Annotated in this window: 24 protein-coding genes and 1 riboswitch; of the genes, 15 read left to right on the top strand and 9 right to left on the bottom strand. The window is 75.1% G+C overall.

Annotation, left to right across the window (positions count from 1 at the left end; genetic code table 11):
• Nucleotides 1-8 precede the first annotated feature (8 nt).
• Both PGN05_RS22265 and PGN05_RS22270 read left to right on the top strand, forming a co-directional pair.
• Nucleotides 9-1,247 carry a magnesium transporter MgtE N-terminal domain-containing protein gene (locus PGN05_RS22265; RefSeq protein WP_419754763.1) on the top strand — a complete coding sequence of 413 codons (1,239 nt, stop codon included), beginning with the start codon at nucleotides 9-11 and terminating at the stop codon, nucleotides 1,245-1,247.
• Nucleotides 1,225-1,755, top strand: coding sequence for a DUF1003 domain-containing protein (locus PGN05_RS22270; protein WP_419754764.1), 531 nt, complete (start codon nucleotides 1,225-1,227; stop codon nucleotides 1,753-1,755). Before PGN05_RS22265 ends, PGN05_RS22270 begins: the two co-directional genes overlap by 23 nt.
• On the opposite strand, the gene PGN05_RS22275 is transcribed toward PGN05_RS22270, so the two are convergent.
• A complete protein-coding gene (locus tag PGN05_RS22275) occupies nucleotides 1,748-2,356 on the bottom strand; it encodes a hypothetical protein (RefSeq protein WP_419754765.1) in 609 nt (202 codons plus the stop codon). The genes PGN05_RS22270 and PGN05_RS22275 overlap by 8 nt on opposite strands.
• 89 nt (nucleotides 2,357-2,445) lie before the next feature.
• On the opposite strand from PGN05_RS22275, the gene PGN05_RS22280 reads away from it, so the two are divergent.
• Nucleotides 2,446-2,931, top strand: coding sequence for a methylated-DNA--[protein]-cysteine S-methyltransferase (locus PGN05_RS22280; RefSeq protein WP_419754766.1), 486 nt, complete (start codon nucleotides 2,446-2,448; stop codon nucleotides 2,929-2,931).
• A gap of 9 nt (nucleotides 2,932-2,940) precedes the next feature.
• Here the strand turns inward: PGN05_RS22280 and PGN05_RS22285 are convergent, their stop codons facing one another.
• Nucleotides 2,941-3,258, bottom strand: a complete 318-nt coding sequence (locus tag PGN05_RS22285; RefSeq protein ID WP_419754767.1) for an AzlD domain-containing protein — start codon at nucleotides 3,256-3,258, stop codon at nucleotides 2,941-2,943.
• Nucleotides 3,255-3,956 carry an AzlC family ABC transporter permease gene (locus PGN05_RS22290; RefSeq protein ID WP_419754768.1) on the bottom strand — a complete coding sequence of 234 codons (702 nt, stop codon included), beginning with the start codon at nucleotides 3,954-3,956 and terminating at the stop codon, nucleotides 3,255-3,257. Before PGN05_RS22290 ends, PGN05_RS22285 begins: the two co-directional genes overlap by 4 nt.
• Nucleotides 3,957-4,137: 181 nt before the next feature.
• On the opposite strand from PGN05_RS22290, the gene PGN05_RS22295 reads away from it, so the two are divergent.
• Complete coding sequence (locus tag PGN05_RS22295) at nucleotides 4,138-5,289, top strand: Mrp/NBP35 family ATP-binding protein (RefSeq protein WP_419754769.1); 1,152 nt, start codon at nucleotides 4,138-4,140, stop codon at nucleotides 5,287-5,289.
• A gap of 59 nt (nucleotides 5,290-5,348) precedes the next feature.
• Here PGN05_RS22295 and PGN05_RS22300 read toward each other — a convergent pair whose 3' ends face one another.
• The 4 genes from PGN05_RS22300 to sigE form a co-directional block, all read right to left on the bottom strand.
• Nucleotides 5,349-5,744: a twin-arginine translocase TatA/TatE family subunit gene (locus tag PGN05_RS22300; protein WP_419754770.1), complete on the bottom strand. Its 396-nt coding sequence runs from the start codon at nucleotides 5,742-5,744 to the stop codon at nucleotides 5,349-5,351.
• 92 nt (nucleotides 5,745-5,836) lie between these two features.
• Nucleotides 5,837-7,342: a S1C family serine protease gene (locus tag PGN05_RS22305; RefSeq protein WP_419754771.1), complete on the bottom strand. Its 1,506-nt coding sequence runs from the start codon at nucleotides 7,340-7,342 to the stop codon at nucleotides 5,837-5,839.
• Between the two features lie 101 nt (nucleotides 7,343-7,443).
• Nucleotides 7,444-8,037, bottom strand: a complete 594-nt coding sequence (locus PGN05_RS22310; RefSeq protein ID WP_419754772.1) for an anti-sigma factor family protein — start codon at nucleotides 8,035-8,037, stop codon at nucleotides 7,444-7,446.
• Nucleotides 8,034-8,648, bottom strand: coding sequence for an RNA polymerase sigma factor SigE (gene sigE, locus PGN05_RS22315; RefSeq protein ID WP_419754773.1), 615 nt, complete (start codon nucleotides 8,646-8,648; stop codon nucleotides 8,034-8,036). Before sigE ends, PGN05_RS22310 begins: the two co-directional genes overlap by 4 nt.
• Before the next feature lie 273 nt (nucleotides 8,649-8,921).
• Between sigE and PGN05_RS22320 the strand changes: the two genes are divergently transcribed.
• Nucleotides 8,922-9,572 carry an O-methyltransferase gene (locus PGN05_RS22320; RefSeq protein WP_419754774.1) on the top strand — a complete coding sequence of 217 codons (651 nt, stop codon included), beginning with the start codon at nucleotides 8,922-8,924 and terminating at the stop codon, nucleotides 9,570-9,572.
• Here the strand turns inward: PGN05_RS22320 and PGN05_RS22325 are convergent.
• Nucleotides 9,569-10,069: a 2'-5' RNA ligase family protein gene (locus PGN05_RS22325; protein WP_419754775.1), complete on the bottom strand. Its 501-nt coding sequence runs from the start codon at nucleotides 10,067-10,069 to the stop codon at nucleotides 9,569-9,571. The genes PGN05_RS22320 and PGN05_RS22325 overlap by 4 nt on opposite strands.
• Before the next feature lie 76 nt (nucleotides 10,070-10,145).
• Nucleotides 10,146-11,366 (bottom strand): glucose-1-phosphate adenylyltransferase, encoded by a 1,221-nt coding sequence (gene glgC / locus PGN05_RS22330; protein ID WP_419754776.1) that lies wholly within the window; start codon nucleotides 11,364-11,366, stop codon nucleotides 10,146-10,148.
• A gap of 73 nt (nucleotides 11,367-11,439) precedes the next feature.
• On the opposite strand from glgC, the gene glgA reads away from it, so the two are divergent.
• The 10 genes from glgA (at nucleotide 11,440) to PGN05_RS22380 (ending at nucleotide 22,047) form a co-directional block, all read left to right on the top strand.
• On the top strand, nucleotides 11,440-12,624 hold the full coding sequence (glgA, locus tag PGN05_RS22335; RefSeq protein WP_419754777.1) for a glycogen synthase: 1,185 nt from the start codon (nucleotides 11,440-11,442) through the stop codon (nucleotides 12,622-12,624).
• Between the two features lie 16 nt (nucleotides 12,625-12,640).
• Nucleotides 12,641-12,770, top strand: a riboswitch (cobalamin riboswitch).
• Between the two features lie 72 nt (nucleotides 12,771-12,842).
• Complete coding sequence (locus PGN05_RS22340; protein ID WP_419754778.1) at nucleotides 12,843-13,784, top strand: ABC transporter substrate-binding protein; 942 nt, start codon at nucleotides 12,843-12,845, stop codon at nucleotides 13,782-13,784.
• A 13-nt stretch (nucleotides 13,785-13,797) separates the two neighbouring features.
• Nucleotides 13,798-14,886 carry a FecCD family ABC transporter permease gene (locus PGN05_RS22345; protein ID WP_419754779.1) on the top strand — a complete coding sequence of 363 codons (1,089 nt, stop codon included), beginning with the start codon at nucleotides 13,798-13,800 and terminating at the stop codon, nucleotides 14,884-14,886.
• Nucleotides 14,883-15,686 carry an ABC transporter ATP-binding protein gene (locus PGN05_RS22350; RefSeq protein WP_419754780.1) on the top strand — a complete coding sequence of 268 codons (804 nt, stop codon included), beginning with the start codon at nucleotides 14,883-14,885 and terminating at the stop codon, nucleotides 15,684-15,686. Before PGN05_RS22345 ends, PGN05_RS22350 begins: the two co-directional genes overlap by 4 nt.
• Before the next feature lie 54 nt (nucleotides 15,687-15,740).
• Nucleotides 15,741-16,484 carry a GAF domain-containing protein gene (locus PGN05_RS22355; protein ID WP_419754781.1) on the top strand — a complete coding sequence of 248 codons (744 nt, stop codon included), beginning with the start codon at nucleotides 15,741-15,743 and terminating at the stop codon, nucleotides 16,482-16,484.
• 224 nt (nucleotides 16,485-16,708) lie between these two features.
• Nucleotides 16,709-17,122, top strand: a complete 414-nt coding sequence (locus tag PGN05_RS22360) for a response regulator (RefSeq protein ID WP_419754782.1) — start codon at nucleotides 16,709-16,711, stop codon at nucleotides 17,120-17,122.
• 203 nt (nucleotides 17,123-17,325) lie between these two features.
• Complete coding sequence (locus PGN05_RS22365; RefSeq protein WP_419754783.1) at nucleotides 17,326-18,006, top strand: response regulator transcription factor; 681 nt, start codon at nucleotides 17,326-17,328, stop codon at nucleotides 18,004-18,006.
• Nucleotides 17,996-19,348 (top strand): sensor histidine kinase, encoded by a 1,353-nt coding sequence (locus PGN05_RS22370; protein ID WP_419754784.1) that lies wholly within the window; start codon nucleotides 17,996-17,998, stop codon nucleotides 19,346-19,348. Before PGN05_RS22365 ends, PGN05_RS22370 begins: the two co-directional genes overlap by 11 nt.
• A gap of 135 nt (nucleotides 19,349-19,483) precedes the next feature.
• Nucleotides 19,484-21,397: a multicopper oxidase domain-containing protein gene (locus PGN05_RS22375; protein ID WP_419754785.1), complete on the top strand. Its 1,914-nt coding sequence runs from the start codon at nucleotides 19,484-19,486 to the stop codon at nucleotides 21,395-21,397.
• Entirely contained in the window at nucleotides 21,394-22,047 is a 654-nt protein-coding gene (locus PGN05_RS22380) for a hypothetical protein (protein WP_419754786.1), read from the top strand. Before PGN05_RS22375 ends, PGN05_RS22380 begins: the two co-directional genes overlap by 4 nt.
• The last annotated feature ends 100 nt before the right edge of the window (nucleotides 22,048-22,147 follow it).

The following is a 22,147-nucleotide window of genomic DNA, read 5'->3' on the forward strand; positions in this document are numbered from 1 at the left end:
CAGCTCCCGTGACCACGGTGACCAGGGCGTACGTCTCCCGGCTCGCCGGGCTGACCGTCTTCGACCCCAACGGTGACCGCGTCGGCAAGGTCCGCGACGTCGTCGTGGCCCTGCGGGTGGGCACCGCCGCGCCGCGGGTCCTGGGCCTGGTCGTCGAGGTGGTCGCCCGGCGGCGGATCTTCGTCCCCATGGGCCGGGTGACTGCGGTCGACACCGGCGCGGTCGTCCTCGCGTCGGGCACGCTGAACCTCAAGCGCTTCGAGCAGCGCGCCGGGGAGACGCTGGTCCTCGGCGAGCTGCTGGACCGCTCGGTGCGGATCGCCGAGAGCGACCGGCCCGCCCACGTGGTGGACGCCGGCATGGAGCAGACCCGCACCGGCGACTGGGTGCTGTCCCGGCTCGCCGTCCAGGAGCCCGGCCGGCTGGGTCGCCGCGGGCAACTGCACACGCTGGCCTGGGACGAGGTGACCGGGCTGGCGCTGCCGCAGACCGGCCAGGGCGCCGAGACGCTGATCGCCACGTACCGCGAGCTCAACGCCGCCGACGTCGCCCACGCGCTGCAGGACCTGCCGATCAAGCGCCGGCACGAGGTGGCCGAGGCGCTGGACGACGAGCGGCTGGCCGACGTCCTCGGGGAGCTGCCGGAAGCCGAGCAGATCACGATCCTCGGCACGCTGGACGAGAAGCGGGCGGCCGACGTCCTCGAGGTCATGGACCCCGACGACGCCGCCGACCTGCTGGCCGAGCTGTCCAACGTCGACCGCAACCGGCTGCTCGAGCTGATGGAGCCCGACGAGGCCGAGCCGGTGCGCCAGCTGCTCAAGTACTCCGAGGACACCGCCGGCGGGATCATGACCAGCGAACCGGTCATCCTCACCCCTGACGCGACGATCGCCGAGGCGCTGGCCCGGGTGCGCGAACCGGAGCTCACGCCGGCGCTGGCCAGCCAGGTGTACGTGTGCCGGCCGCCCTCGGCCACGCCCACCGGCCGCTACCTGGGCCTGGCGCACATCCAGCGGCTGCTGCGCGAGCCGCCGTCCACGCTGGTCAGCGGCGTGCTCGACGACCTGGAACCGCTGCACCCGGAGGCGCCGCTGGCCGAGGTGACCCGCTACTTCGCCACCTACAACCTGGTGGCCGCGCCGGTGGTCGACCCGCAGGGCCGGCTCGTGGGCGCGGTCAGCGTGGACGACGTCCTGGACCACCTGCTGCCCGAGAACTGGCGTGAGCGGGCCCGTCGTGGCTGAGGGCCGCCGCCTCGACGTCCCGCGGGGCGCGCGCGGCTTCGGCAGCTTCCTGCGGCTGGACCCCGACGCGATCGGCCGGTTCGCCGAGGGCATCGCCCGCTTCCTGGGCACCGGCCGGTTCCTGGCGGTCCAGACGGTGATCGTCATCGTCTGGATCGCGCTCAACGTCTTCGCCGTCCGGCTGCAGTGGGACCCCTATCCGTTCATCCTGCTCAACCTGGCGTTCTCCACGCAGGCCGCCTACGCCGCGCCGCTGATCCTGCTGGCGCAGAACCGGCAGGCCGACCGGGACCGCGTGCAGGCCGAGGAGGACCGGGCGCGGGCGGCGTCCACCCGCGCCGACACCGAGTACCTGGCCCGCGAGCTGGCTTCGCTGCGCGTGGCGGTCGGTGAGCTGGCCACCCGCGACTTCATCCGGAGCGAGCTCAACCGGCTGTGGGAGGACGCCGCGGAGGACGCCGACAAGCGGGAGAAGAAGGCGAAGAAGAAGCGCGAGGCGCTCAGCTGAGGACGGCGGCCAGCAGGCGCAGGCCCAGCGCCGCCAGCCCGGTCGCCGGCGCGAGCAGGACCACCGCCGCCAGCCGGGTGCGGCGCGAGGGGGGCAGGGCGCCGACGACGACGGCGGCGACCAGCACGTCGGCCGCCGCCTGGACGGGGTGCGCCGCGGCGTCGCCGAGGACCGCTCCCCCGGCCAGCACGATGCCCGCGGCGCCGGCCAGGAGCGCGCCCGCCGGCCACCCCGGCCGCCGGGTCGCCCGGTGCACCGCCGCCGCGACCGGGGGAACGGCGGTGGCCGAGAGCACCAGCCAGGCCACCAGCAGCCGGTTCCAGCCGAAGCCGAGGACCAGCGCCGCCCACGCGTAGTAGGCCACGCTCATCGCGGCGAAGAAGACCGCCGCACGGACGGCCGCGGCGCGGCCCGTGGGCGCCGCGCGGCCGACCAGCGCGACCGCCAGCACCCACGCCGCCGGGTAGCTGCCGAGGTCGGCGGCCCAGACCTGGCCCGACTCGTCGGCCGCCTTGGCCGCGATCCCGGCGAGCACCCCGGCCAGCGCGGCCGCCGCCAGCCGGCGGGTGACGACGGCCGGTGAGGTGCTGGTCGCGGTCACCGCCGCATCGTCGGCCAGGCGCTCCGGGCAGCGGGAGCGACCCGCCGCAGCCGCCCGGTTCCGTCGTCCCCCTGCGGCACGATCGACCCGTGACCCGCACGCACACCGTCATCGGGTCGCCGATCGGCCCGCTGACGGCGGTGACCGAGGACGGCGTCCTGGTCACGCTGTCCATGGACTCCCCGGGGAGCCGCCCCGACGACGTGTTCGGCGCCCGGGACGACGCGGGCTGCCCCGACGTCGTCCGCCAGCTCGGGGAGTACTTCGCCGGCGAGCGCACGGCGTTCGACCTCCGGCTGCGGCCCGCGGGGAACGACCTCCAGCTGGCCGTCTGGCGGCTGATGGCGGAGATCCCCTACGGCGAGACCCGCTCCTACGGCTCCCTCGCCCGCCGGCTCGGCGACCCGGCGCTCGCCCAGGCGGTGGGCACGGCCTGCGGGCGCAACCCGCTGCCGGTCGTGCTGCCCTGCCACCGCGTGATCGGGGCCGACGGGAGCCTCGTCGGCTTCGGTGGCGGCCTGCACCGCAAGCGGTTCCTCCTCGACCTCGAGCAGCGCGACCGGCGGCTGTTCTGAGGCCCCCGGTCAGCCGGCGAGGACGTGCACCAGCGCGCCGGTGGCCCCGGCCGCCAGGAGGACGACGATGAACGGGGCCCGCAGCGCCAGCGCCAGCGCCGCCACCGCCAGCCCGGCCAGCCGCCCGTCGACGACGAGCGCGCCGTCGGACGTCGCGGCCTGGACGGCGACCAGCGCGGCCAGCAGGGCCGCCGGCACGAAGTCGACGACGCGGGTGACCCACGGGTGCTCCACCCACGCGGCGGGCACCGAGAGCCCGGCGAGCTTGAGCAGGTAGCAGCCCAGGGACGCCGCCACGACCGTCGCCCACAGCGCGGTGCCGCTCACGCCGCACCCTCCGAGGCCACCCGCGGCCGCGGCCGCCCGGCCAGTACCACCGCGACGACCGCCGCGATCACCTGCAGGCCGGCGGGCACGAACGGGGTCAGTGCCAGCGCCACGACCGCTCCCCCCACCGCCACCCGCCGCTGCACCGCCGCCTCGGGGAACGACCGCTGCAGCCGCGGCCACAGCAGGGCCAGGAACGCGGCCGGGACGACGGCGTCGAGCGCGGCCAGGGCGGCGCCGGACAGCGCGGCCGCGCCGAGCGAGCCCACGATCGTGGTGGCGTTCCAGACCAGGAAGATCGTGCCGCCGCCGGTGAGGAAGGCCAGCCGGGCCAGCGCCCGGTCGGGCGCGGCGATCGCCAGCGCGGTCGTCTCGTCGATGACCCAGTGCGCGGCCCCGACCCGGCGCAGCACGCCGCGCGGCCGCAGCAGCGGGACCAGCCGGACGCCGTAGACGGTGTTGCGGGTGCCGAGCAGCAGCGCGCTGCCGACAGCGGCCAGTCCGCTGCCGCCGGCACCGAGGACGCCGACCAGGGCGAACTGGGAGGCGCCGGTGAACATCAGCAGCGACATCGTCATCGCCTGCCACAGGTCCAGCCCCGCGGCGTCGGCCGCGGCCCCGAAGGCCGCGCCGTAGAGGCCGACGGCCAGCCCCAGGCCCACCGCGTCGCGCAGGGTGGCGGAACGGTCGGCGGGCACGGCCCGAGGTTAGGACCGGCCACCGACGCCGTGATCGCCGGCTGGTGCGTACCGGATCACCCCGCGGGCCGGAGGCAGGACCCGCCGGCCGCCGTACAGTGGCAGGAGACCCGTGTGCGCAGGTCGCCGCCGCTCTCGGCGGCCCGGTTCGGGTCCCCCGCCGAAGGAGACAGACGCAACGATGTCCGCCCCGCTGACCGGTACGCCGGCGCTCGACGCCGTCAACGCCGCGCTGGCCACCGTCCAGGACCCGGAGATCAACCGCCCGCTCACCGAGCTGGGCATGGTCAAGGACGTCCAGATCGCCGAGGACGGCACCGTCCGGGTCGAGGTCTACCTCACCGTCTCCGGCTGCCCGATGCGCGAGACGATCACCAACCGGGTCACCCAGGCCGTCTCCGCCGTCCCCGGCGTCCGGGCGGTCCAGGTCGGCCTCGACGTCATGAACGACGAGCAGCGTGCCGAGCTGCGCCGCACCGTCCGCGGCACCGACGCCGCCGACCCGGTCATCCCCTTCGCCCAGCCGGGCTCGCTGACCCGCGTCTACGCCGTCGCGTCCGGCAAGGGGGGCGTCGGCAAGTCCTCGGTCACCGTCAACCTGGCCGCCGCGCTGGCCAAGCGCGGCCTGTCGGTGGGGGTGGTGGACGCCGACATCTACGGCCACTCGGTGCCGCGGATGCTCGGGGTCGACGACAAGCCCACCCAGGTCGACAACATGATCATGCCGCCGCAGGCCTACGGCGTGAAGGTCATCTCGATCGGCATGTTCACCCCGGGCAACACCCCCGTCGTCTGGCGCGGGCCGATGCTGCACCGGGCGCTGCAGCAGTTCCTCGCCGACGTGTGGTGGGGCGACCTCGACGTCCTGCTGCTGGACCTGCCCCCGGGCACCGGCGACGTCGCGATCTCCATCGCCCAGCTGCTGCCCAACGCCGAGATCCTCGTCGTCACCACGCCGCAGCTGGCCGCCGCCGAGGTGGCCGAGCGGGCCGGCGCCATCGCCACCCAGACCCACCAGCAGGTCGTCGGCGTCATCGAGAACATGTCGTGGCTCGACCTCCCCGACGGCTCCCGCATGGAGGTGTTCGGCTCCGGCGGCGGCGAGGCGGTCTCCGACGCGCTGACCCGCACCCTCGGCGCCCGCGTGCCCCTGCTCGGTCAGATCCCGCTGGACACCCGGGTCCGCGAGGCCGGCGACGCCGGTGCGCCGGTCGTGCTCGCCGAGCCGGGCTCGTCGGCGGCGAAGGCGCTGGCCGCGATCGCCGACGGCCTGGCCACCCGCCAGCGGGGCCTGTCCGGGATGTCGCTGGGGCTCACGCCGGTCCGCCGCTGACCCGAGCGCTGCCGAGGCCGGTCCCCCCTCGCGGGGGCCGGCCTCCGCCGTTCGGCGACCTAGGTGGCGTCGGGGTCGAACGGCGGCGGCGTGCTGGCGTCGCGGGTGCGCACGGCGTCCCGCGCGGCGACCGCGGCGCCGGCTCCGGCCTTGGTCAGCCCCGCGGAGCCGGAGGCGCTCGCCCGGCGGATCGGCGGGGCGTCGTCGTCGGCGAGCAGCTGGTTGCGGATGAACGTCTTGGGGTGGTACTGCCGCAGGTCGAGGTCCCGCAGCTTGGCGAAGTCGTCACCGAGGGACTCGTCCACCTGGGCGCGGACGCCGGTGATGGCCGAGCGGGCCTTCTTGATGCCGGCGGCGGCGTCCTTCGCGAGGTCGGGCAGCCGCTCGGGGCCGAAGACGAAGAGCGCCACCAGCGCCAGGACGATGATCTCGCCCCAGCCGATCGAGTCGAACACGCGGCTCTCCCTCCTGCTCCGGGCCCCCCGGCCGCAGGACTCCAGACTAGGTCGCCCGGAGTCCGGGGTCAGTGCCCAGTCCGGGGGGTGTCTCAGGCCTCGTCGAGGACCGCGTCCACCCTGGTCGAGGACCCGTTGCGGATCAACTCGATGGTCACCGTCTCGCCGGGCTCGTGCGCGTCGATCGCGACCACCAGCTCCTCGGAGCTGCCCACCGGTTCGTCGTCGACCGCGATCACGACGTCCTGCTCCCGGATGCCGGCCTCGGCCGCGGCGCTGCCCGGCTCGACGTTGACGACCAGGGCGCCGTCCCGCGTGCCGTCGGTGACCGAGCGGGCGTTCACCCCGAGCGCGGCGTGGACCGCCCGCCCGGTGGTGATCAGCTGCTGGGCGATGTCGCGGGCGGTGTCGATCGGGATGGCGAACCCGAGCCCCACGCTGCCGCCGCCCAGCGAGGCGATGGCGGTGTTGATGCCGATCAGCTCGCCGGAGGCGTTGACCAGGGCACCGCCGGAGTTGCCGGGGTTGATCGGGGCGTCGGTCTGCACCGCGCTGATCACGGCGTTGGTGTCGCTGCCCTCCCCGGACAGCCGCACCGGCCGGTCCAGGGCGCTGACGATCCCGCTGGTCACCGTGCTCGCCAGGCCGAGCGGGGAGCCGACCGCCACGACCGGGTCGCCGACGACGACCGATCCGGAGCTACCGAGGGCGGCGGTGAGCAGGCCGGGCTTCTCCACCTTGAGGACGGCGACGTCGCTGGCCGGGTCGCGGCCGACGATGCGGGCCGCCGAGCCGCTGCCGTCGGAGAAGACCGCGCGGATCTCGGCCCCCTCCACCCCGTCGGCGCCGGAGATCACGTGGTTGTTCGTGACGATGTAGCCGTTCTCGCCGTCGATGACGACCCCGGACCCGGTCGCCCCCGCCTCCCCCAGCCGCACCTCGACCGAGACGACGGTCGGGGTGACGCGAGCGGCGATGTCGGAGACGGAGCCGGGCTCCCGGGCGATGCCCTCGTCGGTCGTGTTGAGCTGGGTGCCCGCGGCCAGGAGCGGCTCCTCGTCCGCGGTCCGGGTCAGCAGGTAGCCGGCCGCGCCGCCCGCGGCGCCGACCAGCAGGACGGCCAGCAGCGCGACGACCCACAGCCGGACCGAGAGGTCGCGCAGCCGCAGCCGCCGGCGCCCCCGGGCGTCGACGACGAGCGGGCCCTCCTGCTCCTGGGGCTCCTCGAACACCGCCGGACCGGTGAGGCCGGCCGGCGCGTGCGGGTCACGCCAGGGGTCGGTGCGGGCGTCGGGCTTCCACCACGGCCCGGTCGCGGTGCGCCGTCGTCCGGGCCGCCCGCCGGGGGGTTCCTGCAGTCCGCGCTGGCCGGAGCCGGACGGCGCGAAGGCCCGCAGCACCGCCTCCGGGGGTGGGGGCGGCAGCGGGCGCGGCGGCGGGCTGGGGCGGTCGCCGGCGAAGCTGCCGGAGATCGCCGCGGGCCGGCCGAAGGCGGCCTGCTGGGCCGGGCTCGGGGGCGGGGTGGGCGCGACGGCCGGGCGCAGCGAGGCCGGGGGCGGGTCGAAACCGCCGACGCCGTCCCGGGGGCGCGCGAACACCTCGTCGGGGACCGGGGCGTCGGTCGCGGGGCGCGACTCGTCCGGGGTCTGCGGGTTCTCGGGCAGCGGGTCCTCCCCGGACGGGGTGTCGGTGCGGTCGTTCAGGGCGTTCCGCCCGGCGTGCCGGGTGCCCCGGTCCTCCCCGAGCCCACGGTCATCGCCCGGACCACCGGCGGCACGATCTCGCTGCGCACCCCGGACGGGGAGTCGGCGACCGAGGCCGGCACGGGGCGGTCGCGATCGGCGCCCGCGGCCGGCAGGTTGAGGGCGAGGACGGCGACCCCGAGCCCGAGGCCGGCCAGCGCGCCCCCGACGCCGCGGCGCAGCCAGCGGGCGTGGTGCGGCCGGTCGGGGGCCGCCGCGGGCGGGGCGAGCGGCACGGACCAGGAGCCGGAGGAGCCGCTGACGGTCAGGGAGCCGGGCCCGGCGCTCAGCGAGCCCAGCCCCGGACCGGTGCCGGGGACGTCGGTGGTGAAGGGGATGGCCCGCAGCCGGGACAGCAGGTCGCCGGGCACCGCGACCTCCGAGCAGGTGTGCAGCGCCTCCTTGGCCTCCCGCTGGGCCTGCACGGCCATGCGGCACTGGGCGCAGCCGGCCAGGTGCCGGGCCGCGCGGGCCGCGGGCCCCCCGGCGAGCTCGCCGTCGACCAGGGCGGCGATCGCCTCCTGCGCGAGGTGGCTCTCGGGGATGTTCACCCCGCGCCTCCCTCGACGGCGACCCCCTCGACGGCACCGGCTCCGGCCGCTCCCGGCCGGCGGGGGGCGAGGTGGGCCAGCGCCTCACGCAGCTGGACCCGGCCGCGGTGGATCCGGCTGCGCACCGTGCCGAGCTTGATGCCCAGCGTCGCCGCGATCTCCTCGTACGTCAGGCCCTCGATGTCGCAGAGGACGACGGCGACGCGGAACTCCGGGGAGAGCGCGTCGAGGGCCGCCTGCACCTGCGGGTCGAGGTGGGTGTCGGAGTAGACCTGCTCGGGGCTGGGTGCGGTGCCGGGCAGTCGCTCGGTGTCCTCGGGCAGCGCGTCGAAGCGGATCCGCTGGCGGCGGCGGACCATGTCGAGGAAGAGATTGGTCGTGATGCGGTGCAGCCAGCCCTCGAAGGTGCCCGGCGAGAAGTCGGCCAGCGAGCGGAAGACCCGGACGAAGGTCTCCTGGGTCAGGTCCTCGGCGTCCTGCGGGTTGCCCGAGAGGCGGTAGGCCAGCCGGTAGACGCGCGCGGAGTGGTCGCGCACGACCTGCTCCCACGTCGGAGCCACCCAGACGTCGGCGCCGGCGTCGGCCAGGGCGGGGACGGAGGGCTCGGACACGCCTCCAGGATCGCAGACGGAGGCGGTCGACGGCCCTCCGGGATCGGCGGGTCGGGGACGGACGGCTCGCTCGGGGCGCACGTCGTGATCAACGGGCCGCCCGCAGGGCGGTGTTCCCGTTCACAGGACACTCACAGTTCCGCCGGTCGCGGCGGGCCGGGCTCGGTGGGACCACTACCCTCGCCCGGTGATGAGCGCCGCGAGGACGACGGGCGAGCGAGCATCGCAGCGAGCGCCGGCGAGCGAGGAGCGGAACGAGCCCGGAGTCGAGCAGTGAGCGCCGAGGGGTCGCGGCCGGACCGGAGCGGGGCCGCGTACGCCGACCGCTTCGCCACCGAGACCCCCGCCCTCGTGGCCGCGCGCTCGCGCGCCTCGCGGCTGGCCGGCCCGGCGCCGGTCGAGCCCGCGGTGGGCGCGACGCTCGCCGTCCTGGCCGCCGGCGGGAACGCCCGCGCGGTGGTCTCCATCGGCAGCGGCGGCGGGGTGGTCGGGCTCTGGCTGCTGGAGGGCATGCGCTCCGACGGCGTCCTCACCGCGCTGGACGGCGACCCCGAGCAGCTGCGCGCCGCGCGGCGGGCGTTCACCGAGGCCGGCTTCCCCGCCGGCCGGACGCGGATGATCTTCGGGACCCCGGGCGAGGTCCTCCCGCGGCTGTCGCCGGGCGCCTACGACCTGGTGGTCTGCGCCGGCGCCCCCACCGACTACGCGGCGCAGCTCGGTGCGCTGCTGGACCTGGTGCGGGTCGGCGGCACGCTGGTCTGCCACGGCCTGCTGGAGGGCGACCGGATCGCCGACCGGTCCGCCCGCGACGAGCAGACCGTCACCTGGCGGGAGCTGGCCCGCGCCGTCCGGGAGCACGAGGACCTCACGTCCGCCGTCCTGCCCATCGGCGCCGGGCTGCTCGTCGCGACCCGCCGCCGCTAGCCGAACGGGAACCCGGCCACGGGCTCCCAGGGCCCGCCGAGGTAGCGCCACAGCCCCAGCCCCGTGGCGCCCACCGTGCCGGGGACGAACTCCGCGGCGAGCCGGTCGCGCAGGGCCCGGGCGACCGCGGGCTCGACCTTGTTCTGCACGGTGACGTGCGGGGCGTGCCGCTGCTGGTCCTGCCGGGTGAGCCAGGGTCCCCAGACGGCCGCCAGCCCGCTCCGCAACGCCGCGAGCTCGGCGGACTCGAGGGTGTAGGCGACCCCGCGGCCGAGCAGCCGGAGGCCGGTGACGGCCACGTCGAACGGCGGCCGGCCGGCTGCGGCGGCCAGGTCGGCGGTGACGGCGTCCTCGTGCTCACCGGGCAGCGCGTGGAACAGCGTGACGTGCGCGGTCAGGTGGTTGCGCTCCCGCGGGAAGTGCTCGGCCCGCAACCGGTCGAACCGCTCCTGGGCCCCCGGCTCCAGCAGCAACGTGACGATCAGAGGGTCGGCCACGTTCCGCTCAACCTTCCGGCCCCGTCCCGGGTCCCCGCCCTGAGCTCGCGAGGGGTGGGGAGGACGGGGTCCTCTTTCAGACGACGGCCCGGGCGCCCTTGCCGAGGACGGTGACCCCGCCGGCGCTGACGTGGTAGCGCTCGGCGTCCCCGATGAGGTCGACACCGATGCGCGCCCAGGCGGGGACGACGACGTTCTTGTCGAGGATGGCCCGGCGCACGTAGGCGCCCTCCCCGACGTAGACGCCGTCCATGAGGACGCTGTCCTCCACCCGCGCGCCCCGCTCGACCCGCACGCCCGGCGCGATCACCGAGTTGTGCACCGAGCCGCCGCCGATGATCGCGCCCGCGCTGACCATCGACTCCTCCGCGCGCCCGCCGAGGACGAACTTCGCCGGCGGCAGCTGCGGCGGGGAGGTGAGGATCGGCCAGCGGTCGTTGTAGAGGTTGAAGATCGGCGTCACCGACACGAGGTCCATGTGGGCGTCGAAGTAGGAGTCGATCGTCCCGACGTCCCGCCAGTAGCCGTGGTCGCGCTCGCTGGCGCCCGGGACGATGTTGGTGGAGAAGTCGTAGACCCACGCATCCCCGGCGTCGGCCAGCATCGGCATGATCGAGCCGCCCATGTCGTGCGCCGAGTCCTCGTCCTCGGCGTCGGCGCGCAGCGCCTCGAGCAGGGCGTCGGTGGTGAACACGTAGTTGCCCATGGAGGCGAAGCTCTCCTCGGGCGAGTCCGGCAGCCCCGGCGGGTCGGCGGGCTTCTCCAGGAAGCCGCGCACCTTCCCGTCGGCGGCGGCGTCGATGACGCCGAACTCGGTGGCCTCGGCCCGCGGCACCCGCAGGCCGGCGATGGTCACCCCCGCGCCGGTCTGCACGTGCTGGTCGATCATCTGCGCCGGGTCCATGCGGTAGACGTGGTCGGCGCCGAACACCATGACGATGTCGGGCCGGGCGTCGTAGATGAGGTTCAGGCTCTGGAAGATCGCGTCGGCGCTGCCGGTGTACCAGCGCGGCCCGAGCCGCTGCTGCGCGGGCACGGGGGTGATGTAGTTGCCCAGCATCTGCGACAGCCGCCACGTCGTGGTGATGTGCCGGTCCAGGCTGTGGCTCTTGTACTGGGTGAGGACGGCGATCTGCCGCACCTCGGCGTTGACGAGGTTGGACAGCACGAAGTCGATCAGGCGGTAGTTGCCGCCGAAGGGCACCGCCGGTTTGGCCCGGTCCGCGGTCAGAGGAGCCAATCGCTTGCCCTCACCGCCGGCCAGGACGATGCCGAGAACCCGAGGACCGCCACGCATGCTCGGAACGTAGCCGCTGGTCGGGCCGTCCGCCGCACCGCGGTGCGCGGCCCCGCCCCCTAGGGTGAGCCGCGTGCGCATCGGGATGGTGACCCGCGAGTGGCCCCCGGACGTCTACGGCGGCGCGGGGGTCCACGTCGAGCACCTCGCCGCCGCGCTCCGCGCGCTGCCGGCCGGCCCCGAGCTCGCGGTCCACTGCTTCGGCGGCCCGCGGGCGGACGCGACCGGCCACGAGGTCCCGGCCGGGCTGCGGGAGGCCAACGGCGCGCTGCAGGCGCTGGGGGTGGACGTCGAGATCGCCGGCGCGCTGGCCGGCGTCGACCTGGTGCACAGCCACACCTGGTACGCCAACGCCGCGGGCCTGCTCGCCGGCCTGGTGCACGGGACGCCGCACGTGGTGACCGCGCACTCGCTGGAGCCGCGCCGGCCCTGGAAGGCCGACCAGCTCGGCGGCGGCTACCGGCTGTCGTCCTGGGTGGAGCGCACCGCGTACCTCGCGGCCGACGGGGTGATCGCGGTCAGCCACGGCATGCGCGCCGACGTGCTCGACGCCTACCCCGAGCTGGACCCGGCGCGGGTGCACGTCGTCGGCAACGGCGTGGACGCCGAGGCCTACCGCCCGGTCGACGACCCCGACGTGGTGCGGAGCCTGGGCGTGGACCCCGGCCGCCCCTACGCGCTGTTCGTCGGGCGGATCACCCGGCAGAAGGGCGTCGCCCACCTGCTGGCCGCCGCCGAGCAGCTGCCCGCCGACGCCGGGCTGGTGCTGTGCGCGGGAGCCGCGGACACCCCCGCCGAGCGGCAGCAGGTCGCCGACGCGGTGGCGGCGCTGCAGCGGCGGCGGACCGGCGTGGTGTGGATCGAGGCGATGCTGCCGCGCGAGCAGCTGGTCCCCCTCATCACCGGCGCCACCGTGTTCGTCGTCCCGTCGGTCTACGAGCCGCTGGGCATCGTGAACCTCGAGGCCGCCGCCTGCGGCACCGCCGTCGTCGCCAGCGCGGTCGGCGGCATCCCGGAGGTCGTCGCCGACGGCCGGACGGGGCTGCTGGTCCCCTACACGCCCGAGGACCCGGCCGCGTTCGAGGCGGGGCTGGCCGCGCGCGTGGCCGAGCTGCTCGCCGACCCGGGCCGCGCGGCCGCGATGGGCGCCGCCGGGCGCGAGCGGGTGCTGTCGGAGTTCGGCTGGCCGGCGATCGCGCAGCAGACGGTCGGCGTCTACTCCGCCGTCCTGGAGGGCCGGGCACCGGAACGGGCCTGACCCGCGCCGCTGGTACCTTTCCCTGGCCGGCTCCGGCCGGTGGCACACGACCAGCGAAGTCCGGTGAGAACCCGGCGCTGTCCCGCAACTGTGGTGGTCGCCCGTCGACCCGAGCCAGATCGCCTGCCGTGCGCCGTGTCTCGACCCTCGCGGCAGGGGTCGCGCATCGGGCGTGGGGCGCCCCGTGGGCGGCGTCGCCGCCTCCTGAGAGGCCTCCGTTGCCCCGCACGATCTCGCGCCGGCCCGTCGCCGCGCTGCTGCTCCCGCTCCTCCTCGTCCTGTCGGCCTGCGCCGACGACGGCTCCGGCGGCGACGCCGCCGGGTCCTCCCCCAGCCCGGCCGGCGCCGACTTCCCCGTCACGGTGACCGGCGACGACGGCGAGCTCACCCTGGAGGAGCGGCCGGAGTCGATCGTGTCGATGTCGGCCACCGCCACCGAGATGCTCTTCGCCGTGGGCGCCGGCGACCAGGTCGAGGCCGTCGACAGCACCTCGGACTTCCCGGCCGAGGCGCCGATCACCGACCTGTCGTCCTTCACGCCCAGCGCCGAGGCCATCGCCGCCTACTCCCCCGACCTGGTCGTGCTCAGCGACGACCTCAACGGGATCGTCGACGCCCTCGACGCCCTCCAGGTGCCCACCCTGCTGCTGAACGCCGCCACCAGCCTCGAGGAGAGCTACGCCCAGGTGGAGACCATCGGCGAGGCCACCGGCCACGCCGACGAGGCCGCCGACGTGGTGGCCGGCGTGCAGGACCGGATCGACGCCGCCGTGGCCTCGGTGCCGGCCGAGACCCAGGGCATGCGCGTCTACCACGAGCTGGACCCGAGCTTCTACTCCGCGACCAGCGAGACGTTCATCGGCGGCGTCTACACGCTCTTCGGGCTGGAGAACATCGCCGACGGCGCGGCCGACACCGCCGGCGGGTACCCGCAGCTGTCCGCCGAGTACGTGGTGGGCCAGGCGCCGGACCTCGTCGTCCTGGCCGACACGGTGTGCTGCGCGCAGGACGCCGCCACGCTCGCCCAGCGGCCGGCGTTCGACACCGTGCCCGCCGTCCAGCAGGGCCGGGTGCTCGAGGCCGACGACGCGATCGCCTCTCGGTGGGGGCCGCGGGTCGCGGACTTCGCCGAGGCCGTCGCCGGGGTCCTGAAGGGCTGACCGGCGGACGACGATGACGGCCACCCGAGGCGGCACCGACAGCGCGGCCGCACCCGCGCCTCCCCGCCGCCGGCACCGCGCCGGACGGGTGCTGTGGGGCTCGGGCGCCGCCCTGGTGCTGGCCATGCTGGCCGGCGTCTGGGTCGGCGCCCTGCCGCTGCCGCCCGGAGCCGTCGTCGCCACCCTCGCCGACCGCGCCCTCGGACCGCTGGGGATCGACGTCCCCGGCGGGCTCGAGGGCACCGGAGAGGCGGTGCTGCTGCAGCTGCGGCTGCCGCGGGTGGTGCTGGCCGCCCTCGTCGGCGCCGGGCTGGCCGTCTCCGGCGCCGCCTACCAGGGCGTGTTCCGCAACGCGCTGGCCGATCCGTACCTGCTCGGCGCGGCCGCCGGGGCCGGGCTCGGCGCCACCCTGGTGATCGCCTACTCGCCCGGGGCGTCGCTGGGCCCCTTCGGCGTCGTCCCGCTCGCCGCCTTCGCCGGTGCGCTGCTCGGCGTCGGGGCGGCGCTGGCCCTCGGCACCGCCGCCGGCGGATCGCACAGCGCCACCCTGCTGCTGGCCGGGGTCGCCGTGGCCTCGTTCCTGGCCGCGGCGCAGACGCTGGTGCAGCAGCAGAACACCGACGACCTGCGCGAGGTCTACGGCTGGCTGCTCGGCCAGCTGGGCCGGGCGCAGTGGTCCGACGTCGTGCTCGTGCTGCCCTACCTGGGCGTGGCCTGCCTGGTGCTGCTGCTCTGCGGACGGGCCCTCGACGTGCTGGCGGTCGGCGACGACGAGGCCCGCTCCCTCGGCGTCCACCCCGGGCGGCTGCGGCTGCTGGTCGTCGTCGCCGCCTCCCTCGCGGCCGCCTCCGCCGTGGCCGTGAGCGGGCTCATCGGCTTCGTCGGGCTGGTGGTCCCGCACATCGCCCGGCGGCTGGTCGGCGGCTCCCACGCCCGCGTGCTGCCGGCCGCCCTGCTTGCCGGTGGGGCGTTCCTGGTGCTGGCCGACCTCGTCGCCCGGGTGGTCCTGGCGCCCGCGGAGCTGCCGATCGGGGTCGTGACCGCGTTCGTCGGCGCCCCGTTCTTCGCCGGGCTGCTGTGGGTCGGGGCGCGGCACCGGTGACCGCCCCGGGCGGAGCGCGGGTCGAGGTCGTCGGGCTGTCGGCCGGCTACGGGCGCACCCGCGTGCTGTCCGACGTGCGGCTCGCGGTCGAGCCCGGCGGGTGGACGGCGGTCATCGGGCCCAACGGCTCGGGCAAGTCCACGCTGCTGCGGTCGGTGCTCTGCTTCCACCCGCACGAGGGCCTCGTCCGCGTCGACGGCGTCCCCACGAGCGGGATGCCCCGGCGGGAGCGCGCGCGGCAGCTGGCCTACGCCCCGCAACGGCCCGTCGTCCCGGAGGGGGTGACCACCGGGGACTACGTGACCCTGGGCCGCACGCCGCACCGGGCCCTGCTGTCGGCGCCCCGCCGGGTGGACCGGCAGGTGGTCGCGGACGTGATGGACCGCCTCGAGCTGGCCGGGCTGGCCGACCGGCTGGTGTCGACGCTGTCCGGCGGCGAGCAGCAGCGGGCGGTGCTCGCCCGGGCGCTGGCCCAGCAGCCCCGCGTGCTGCTGCTCGACGAGCCGACGGCGGCCCTCGACCTCGGCCACGCCCAGCAGGTGCTCGACCTGGTCGACCGGCTGCGCCGGCAGGACGGGCTCACCGTGCTGAGCACGCTGCACGACCTCAGCCTCGCCGGGCAGTACGCCGACCGCCTGGCGCTGCTGTCGGAGGGCCGCGTGGTCGCCGAGGGACGGCCGACCGACGTGCTGACCGCCGAGGCCCTGCACCGGCACTACGGCGCCCGGGCCGAGGTGGTCCCCGGCCCCTTCGGACCCGCCGTCCTCCCCCTCCGGGCGCCGGAGGACGACGGGGCCTGAACCGGCCACGCGAGATCATCCTGTGCGGAACAGGATCGTGCGGCACGATGAGACGTGTCGATCGCCGCGCGCTTCACCGCCGCGCTCCACCTGGAGAGCGATTCGGAGCTGGCCACCCCGGAGCTGCTCCCCGTGCGGCTGGCCCGGGCCTGCGCCCGGATGCTCGAGGTCGACGGGGCCGGCCTCAGCGTGCGTGACCCGGCGGGACGTCGGATCCCGCTCGGAGGGAGCTCCCACGACGCCGCCAACGCGGAGCGGCTGCAGTTCACCGCCGGCACCGGCCCGTGCGAGACCGCGCAGGAGAACCGGGAGCCGGTGTTCGCCGCGCTCGCCGACCTGCGCCGCCGCTGGCCGAGCTTCGCCGGCCTGCTGGTCGAGCGGACGCCCTTCTGCGCCGTGGTCGCCTTCCCGCTCGGGGAGACCCTGGCCGGCCCGGGCGCCCTCGACCTGTTCTTCGTCGACGAGGACGCCGTGACCGACCTCGACGTCTTCGAGGCCGTGGCGGTGGGCGACCTGGTCACCTCGGCGCTCGGTGACGCCGCGGTGTGGTCCCAGTGGTCGCCGCAGGGCGGCCCGGCGTGGCTGCACGGCCCGGCCGCGGAGCACCGGGCACGGGTGTGGGAGGCGGCCGGGCGCACCAGCATGGCGCTGGACGTCGACGTCCCCGCTGCCCTGGACCTCCTGCGCGCCGCGGCGTGGTCGGCGGACCGGACCGTGGAGGACCTCGCGGCGGACCTGGCGGCGGGCCGGCTGGACCCCACGGACCTGCGCACGCCGGCGGACGACGCGGTCGAGTGACCCGCGTCTGACCTGCGCGTCCTCACCGTCGGTCATCCGGCGACTGCGGCCGCATCCCCCCCTTTGGGGGTCGGGCACCCCCGCCGTTCGGCTGTCGCTCCGGCAGCCCGCGGTTGCGAGACTCGTCCCTGCCGACCAAGGTCGCTCGCATCAACCGGGCGGACCGTGGGTACGGTGCGCTCCGCCCACCGGTGGGGTGCAGGTACCGACGGAGGAGGTGACGCGTGATCCGGGTGCTGCTGGCCGACGACCACGCGTTCGTCCGGGACTCACTGGTCGAACTGCTCGGGTCCAGCGGTGACGTCGAGGTCGTCGCCGCGTGCGAGGACGGTGCCCAGGTGCTGGACGCGGCCCGGCGGACGCACCCCGACGTCGTGCTGCTGGACGTCGCCATGCCCCGGGTGACCGGCCTGGAGGCGGCGCGTCAGCTGCTGTCGGCCCAGCCCGACGCGAAGGTCGTCGTCCTGACCGGTTCGCTGACCCCCGCACTGGTCAGGGAGGCCCAGGAGATCGGCGTCGCCGGGTACCTGCTCAAGGACGACGACCCGGGTGCGCTGCCCGGACACGTGCGCACGGTGGCCGCCGGAGGCACCGCGTGGAGCGAGGCCGCGGCCACGGCGGGTGCCCCCATCGGGTGAACGGCCCCTGGTGAAACGGCTCGGAACCGAAGCGTTTCGCCTACTGTGAGTCGCGACGCGCTCGTATGAGCTGGGTGACCCCAGGGACCTTCGGCCCGAATGGGGTCATGGCCCCTGGTGAGGGGGCCCTCCGCTCAGGTCATATGTGCGCGTTCCCCCCGCAGCGTCGGGCGGAGCACACACTGACCGACGGGGGGGTTCCCATGGCGCTCGCACAGCTCGACCGGCAAACCGACATGACTCGGGTGCTGGTGGTCGACGACCACCGCACCTTCGCCGAGCTGCTGTCGGGCGCCCTCGCCTCGGCCGGCATGGACGCCGTGGGGACGGCGCACTCGGCCGGCCAGGCGATCGCCATGGCCCAGGAGCTCCAGCCCGACATCGTCGTCATGGACATCGAGATGCCGCGCCAGGACGGGCTGGCCGCCACCCGGCGCGTCCGCGAGGTCGCCCCGCGGGCCGTCGTCGCCGTGGTGACCGCGCACCGCGACCCCGACTGGGTGGTCCGCGCCGCGCAGGCCGGCGCCTCGGCGTTCATCCCCAAGGACGGCTCGCTGGCCGAGATGATCGACGTCCTGTCCCGGGTGCAGCCGGGCCAGATGCTCGTCGCCCCCTCCACGTTCTCCGGCGGCGCGACGTGCGCGCCGGCCGCCTCACCCGCCCGCGGCGCGGCGCCCCAGCTGACCCGCCGCGAGCAGGAGGTCCTGGACTGCCTCGGCCGGGGCATGCAGGTCAAGGCGATCGCCCGGGTCCTCGGCATCACCCTCGAGACCTGCCGCGGCTACGTAAAGTCGCTGCACGCCAAGCTCGGCGTCCGTTCTCAGCTCGAGGCGGTCGTGAAGGCGCAGCAGCTGGGGCTCCTCAGCTCCGTTGATGAGCACTGAGGCCGCCGGCCGCGTCTCCACCGACCAGCCCCGGACTCCCAAGGGCCGCCGCCCCGCCCGGGACGGCGGCCCCCGTCGCGAACTCCTGGCGTTCTGCCTGACCGCACTCCTGGTGCTGCTCGTCGTGTCGGCAGGGACGATCTGGATCAGCGAGCGGATCGCGCGGGCCAACGCGCTGGCCGAGGCCGAGCGCGCCGCGGAACGCCTGGGAGCGCTGCTGGTCGCGCCGATCCTCGAGGAGCACCTGCTGGGGCTCCCCGGGCGGATCGAGCAGCTCGATCGGGTCGTCGGCTACCGGATGAGCGACGGATCGGTCACCAAGATCGTGGTCTGGCGCCCCACCGGCGAGATCATCTACGCCAGCGACCCGGCGCTGATCAACGACCGGATCCCTCCCTCGGAGGAGATGCTCCGGGCCGTCGCAGGGGAGACCGTCGCCGAGGTCGACGAGAACCCGGAGACCTCGGCGACCGGCGTGGCGCAGCTCGAGGTCTACACGCCGATGACCGCGGCCAACGAGCAACTGGCGTTCGAGGCCTACTTCTCCTACGAGACCATCGACCGGCAGGCGGCCCGGCTCCGCAGCCAGATCATCCCGATGGCCATCGGCGCCCTGGTGCTGCTCCAGGTCGTGCAGATCCCGATCGCGACGTCGCTCGCCCGCCGGGTGAGCCGGCAGGAGGCCGAGCGGACCGCGCTCATGCAGCGGTCCATGGAGGCCTCCGACCGCGAGCGCCGCGCCATCGCCGCCGACGTGCACGACGGGCCCGTGCAGGACCTGGCCGGGGTCAGCTACGCCCTCTCGGCCATCCGCGGCAGCCTGCCCCCCGAACGCCAGGCCACGGTGGACCGGCTGGTGACCGCCGTCCGGCACGCCGTGCAGTCGCTGCGGCGCCTCATGGTCGACATCTACCCGCCGGACCTCAGCGGGCCCGGCCTCGGCGTGGCCATCGCCGACATGGCCGAGCCGCTGCGCGCCGAGGGCATCGAGATCCTCATGGACGCCGGCCCGCTGCCGGACATGACGCCCGACGCGGCGGCGGTGATCTACCGCACCGCCAAGGAGGCCCTGGCGAACGTGGCCAAGCACGCCCAGGCCACCCACGCCTGGATCACGCTCGAGGAGACCGAGCTGGGCGGGGCGCGGGCGGTGCGGCTGGAGGTCGCCGACGACGGCGTCGGCTTCCCGGAGTCCGGCACCGACCGACGCTCCGAGGGTCACCTCGGCATGTCGCTGCTGCGCGACCGGGTCGTCGACCTGGGCGGGACGGTGACGCTCGACGAGCGCCGTGGTGGCGGAGCGCTGCTGACCGCAGTGGTACCGCTGGGTCACGGTCAGTGACACAAACAGCGCGCTGACCTGCACAGACCCCCCATTTGCGGGTGGGGAGGATCCCCCTGCGACGGCTGTGACAGGAGGGGCTGGATCGAGAGAGTTCCACTACCGCACGAGGCGGCAGTAGAAGGAGCTTCCCCGATGGACACGCCCAGCCTGAACCGACGAGACGTTCTCAAGGTCTCTCTCGCCGGCACTGCCGCCGCAGCGCTCCCCTTCCAGGCCATCCTGAAGGCGGCGACGGCGTCGACCCTCGCGTCGAGCAAGATGCCGAAGCCCTTCGTTGCCGCCTTCAAGGCGCCGCCGGTGCTCGAGCCGGTCGCCCGGGACGACGTCCCCGGCGACAGCTACGGCAAGGTCCCGGACGACTACGTGCCGGTCCCCGGCAACGCGCACCGCCCCGGCGAGCCGATCAAGGGCAGCGCCTACATCGGGACGGACTACTACCGGATCACCGAGACCAACGTCCAGGCGCAGATCGCCCCCGGCATGTGGACCAAGATGTGGAGCTACAACAAGTCCATCCCGGGCCCGACCATCCGGTCCTACATCGGCAGGGACGCCAACGGCAACAAGGCCCCGCGCCGCACGGTCATGCAGGTCATCAACGACCTGCCGGTCAAGCACCCGACCCTGGGCTACGTGCCGTGGACCTCCCTGCACCTGCACGGGTCCCCGTCCAAGCCGCAGTTCGACGGCTACGCCGGCGACCTGAGCAACCCGGGCGAGTGGAAGAACTACGAGTACCCGAACAGCTGCGCCCCCCGGACGCTCTGGTACCACGACCACGGCGTGCACCACACCGCGCAGAACGTCTACATGGGCCTGGCCGCCCAGTACCACCTGGTCGACCGCGAGCTGGAGCAGGCGCTCGAGATCCCGCAGTACGACCCGAGCCTGCCGCCGGTCGCCCCCGGGCAGTACGAGGCGCCGCTGATCCTCAGCGACGTCATCCTCAGCGCCGACGGCCAGCTGGTGTTCGACGACTCCGGTGAGGACGGCCTCTACGGCGACATCATCCTGGTCAACGGCGTGCCGTGGCCGAACATGAAGGTCGAGCCGCGCAAGTACCGGTTCCGGATGCTGAACGGCTCCCTCGCCCGCGGCTACCAGCTCCGGATGAGCAACGGCATGCCCATGAAGCTGATCGCCACCGACGGCGGCTTCATGCAGTTCGCCCAGGACGTCACCACGTTCCGGATCGGCATGGCCGAGCGCATCGAGTTCATCCTCGACTTCAAGGACCTCAAGGGCCAGAAGGTCCAGCTGCTCAACGACGGCGTGGACAACGCGACGGACTACGACAACACCAACAAGATCATGCAGTTCGAGGTCGGCACCAAGGTGAGCAGCACCGCGAACAACAAGGCCCCCGGCCAGCTGGGCGCGCCGCACCCGGCCATGATGCTGAAGGCCGCCGACCGCAAGACCGTCCGCCAGATGGAGCTGCACCGCAGCAACAGCATGTGGAAGATCAACGACCAGACGTGGGACGACGTCGTGCGGTCGAACTACACCCGCCTGTTCGCCAACCCTGCTCGTGACGACATCGAGATCTGGGAGATCACGAACAACGGGGGCGGCTGGTTCCACCCGCTGCACATCCACCTGGTCGACTTCAAAGTCCTCACCCGGGACGGCCTGCCGCCGATGCCCGAGGAGCGCGGCCCCAAGGACGTGGTCTACATCGCCGAGGGCGAGACCGTGCGACTGCTCATGAAGTTCGAGCACGAGGACGGGCGGTACATGATCCACTGCCACAACCTGTCGCACGAGGACCACGACATGATGCTCCAGTACCAGGTGGGGCACCACGACATCGACTGCGACGCGATCAACTCCTGCCCGCCCAAGGCACTGCCGGCGCCCGACCTGGTCCCGGCGCAGCCGCCGGCGGCCCCGGCCGCGCCGGTCGACGACTCGTCCTCGGGGAGCTCGACCGAGTCCACCTCGACCCAGGCCACCTCGACCGAGTCCACCTCGACCGAGTCCACTGCGACCGGGTCCACCACCCCGGCCACCGCCACCACGACGACCGAGGGCGGCGGGCAGTGAGCACCACCGTCGCCCCGGCCGCCGAGGCGCCCCCCACCGGGCGCGCCGGCCGCCGGGGGGCCTGGTGGCTGTGGGCCGCGGCGGCCGGTGCCGGCGTGGCCGGCGCCCTCCACGTGGTCGCCGCCGCCGACCACCTCGGCGCGGGTGAGCTGGCGGTCGGGTTCTTCCTCCTCACCGCCCTCGCCCAGGTCGGTCTGGCCCTCTGGCTGCTGATGACCAGCTGGGCCGGGCAGTCGCCGGACCGGCGGCTCGTCGCCCTCGCGCTGATCGGCACGGTCGGCCTGCTCGGCCTCTACCTGGTCGCGCACGCCACCTCGCTGCTCGACTCCTTCGCGGTCGCCGACCACGCCGCGACCGGGCACGCGCACACGGACAAGACCGAGCGGATGCTGCAGTTCGACCCCATCACCGGGGTGGACTACTTCTCGGGCATGTCGCAGGTCGACGGCCCGGTGGCCATGGCCGGTGAGCCGGTCGCGACCCGCCACGGTCCCGAGCTGCTCGGCACGCTCACGGTCGCGGTCGAGCTGCTCACCGTGCTGGGACTGTCGGCCCTCCTGCCGGCGTCGTGGCGGCGCACCGCCGTGAACGGCCTGTTCGCCCTCGGCGGGCTGGCCTGGATCCTCTGGCTCACCGGCGTCCTCGGATGAGGACCGCCCCCCGTTCGACCGCCTCGGCCACCGGCGACCCCCGGGGCCGAGGCCCGGGCGGGGGCCGGGACCGGCGGTCCCCCACGCGGGCGGGGCCCCG

The sequence above is a fragment of the Geodermatophilus sp. CPCC 206100 genome (genome assembly GCF_048569675.1).
GTDB lineage: Bacteria > Actinomycetota > Actinomycetes > Mycobacteriales > Geodermatophilaceae > Geodermatophilus.

Excerpts from the sequence above, each read along its gene's own strand:
- PGN05_RS22295 (WP_419754769.1), top strand. The coding sequence starts at position 4,138 with ATGTCCGCCCCGCTGACCGGTACGCCGGCGCTCGACGCCGTCAACGCC.
- glgC (WP_419754776.1), bottom strand. The coding sequence starts at position 11,366 with ATGCGTGGCGGTCCTCGGGTTCTCGGCATCGTCCTGGCCGGCGGTGAG.
- PGN05_RS22345 (WP_419754779.1), top strand. The coding sequence starts at position 13,798 with ATGACGGCCACCCGAGGCGGCACCGACAGCGCGGCCGCACCCGCGCCT.
- PGN05_RS22365 (WP_419754783.1), top strand. The coding sequence starts at position 17,326 with ATGGCGCTCGCACAGCTCGACCGGCAAACCGACATGACTCGGGTGCTG.
- PGN05_RS22370 (WP_419754784.1), top strand. The coding sequence starts at position 17,996 with ATGAGCACTGAGGCCGCCGGCCGCGTCTCCACCGACCAGCCCCGGACT.
- PGN05_RS22375 (WP_419754785.1), top strand. The coding sequence starts at position 19,484 with ATGGACACGCCCAGCCTGAACCGACGAGACGTTCTCAAGGTCTCTCTC.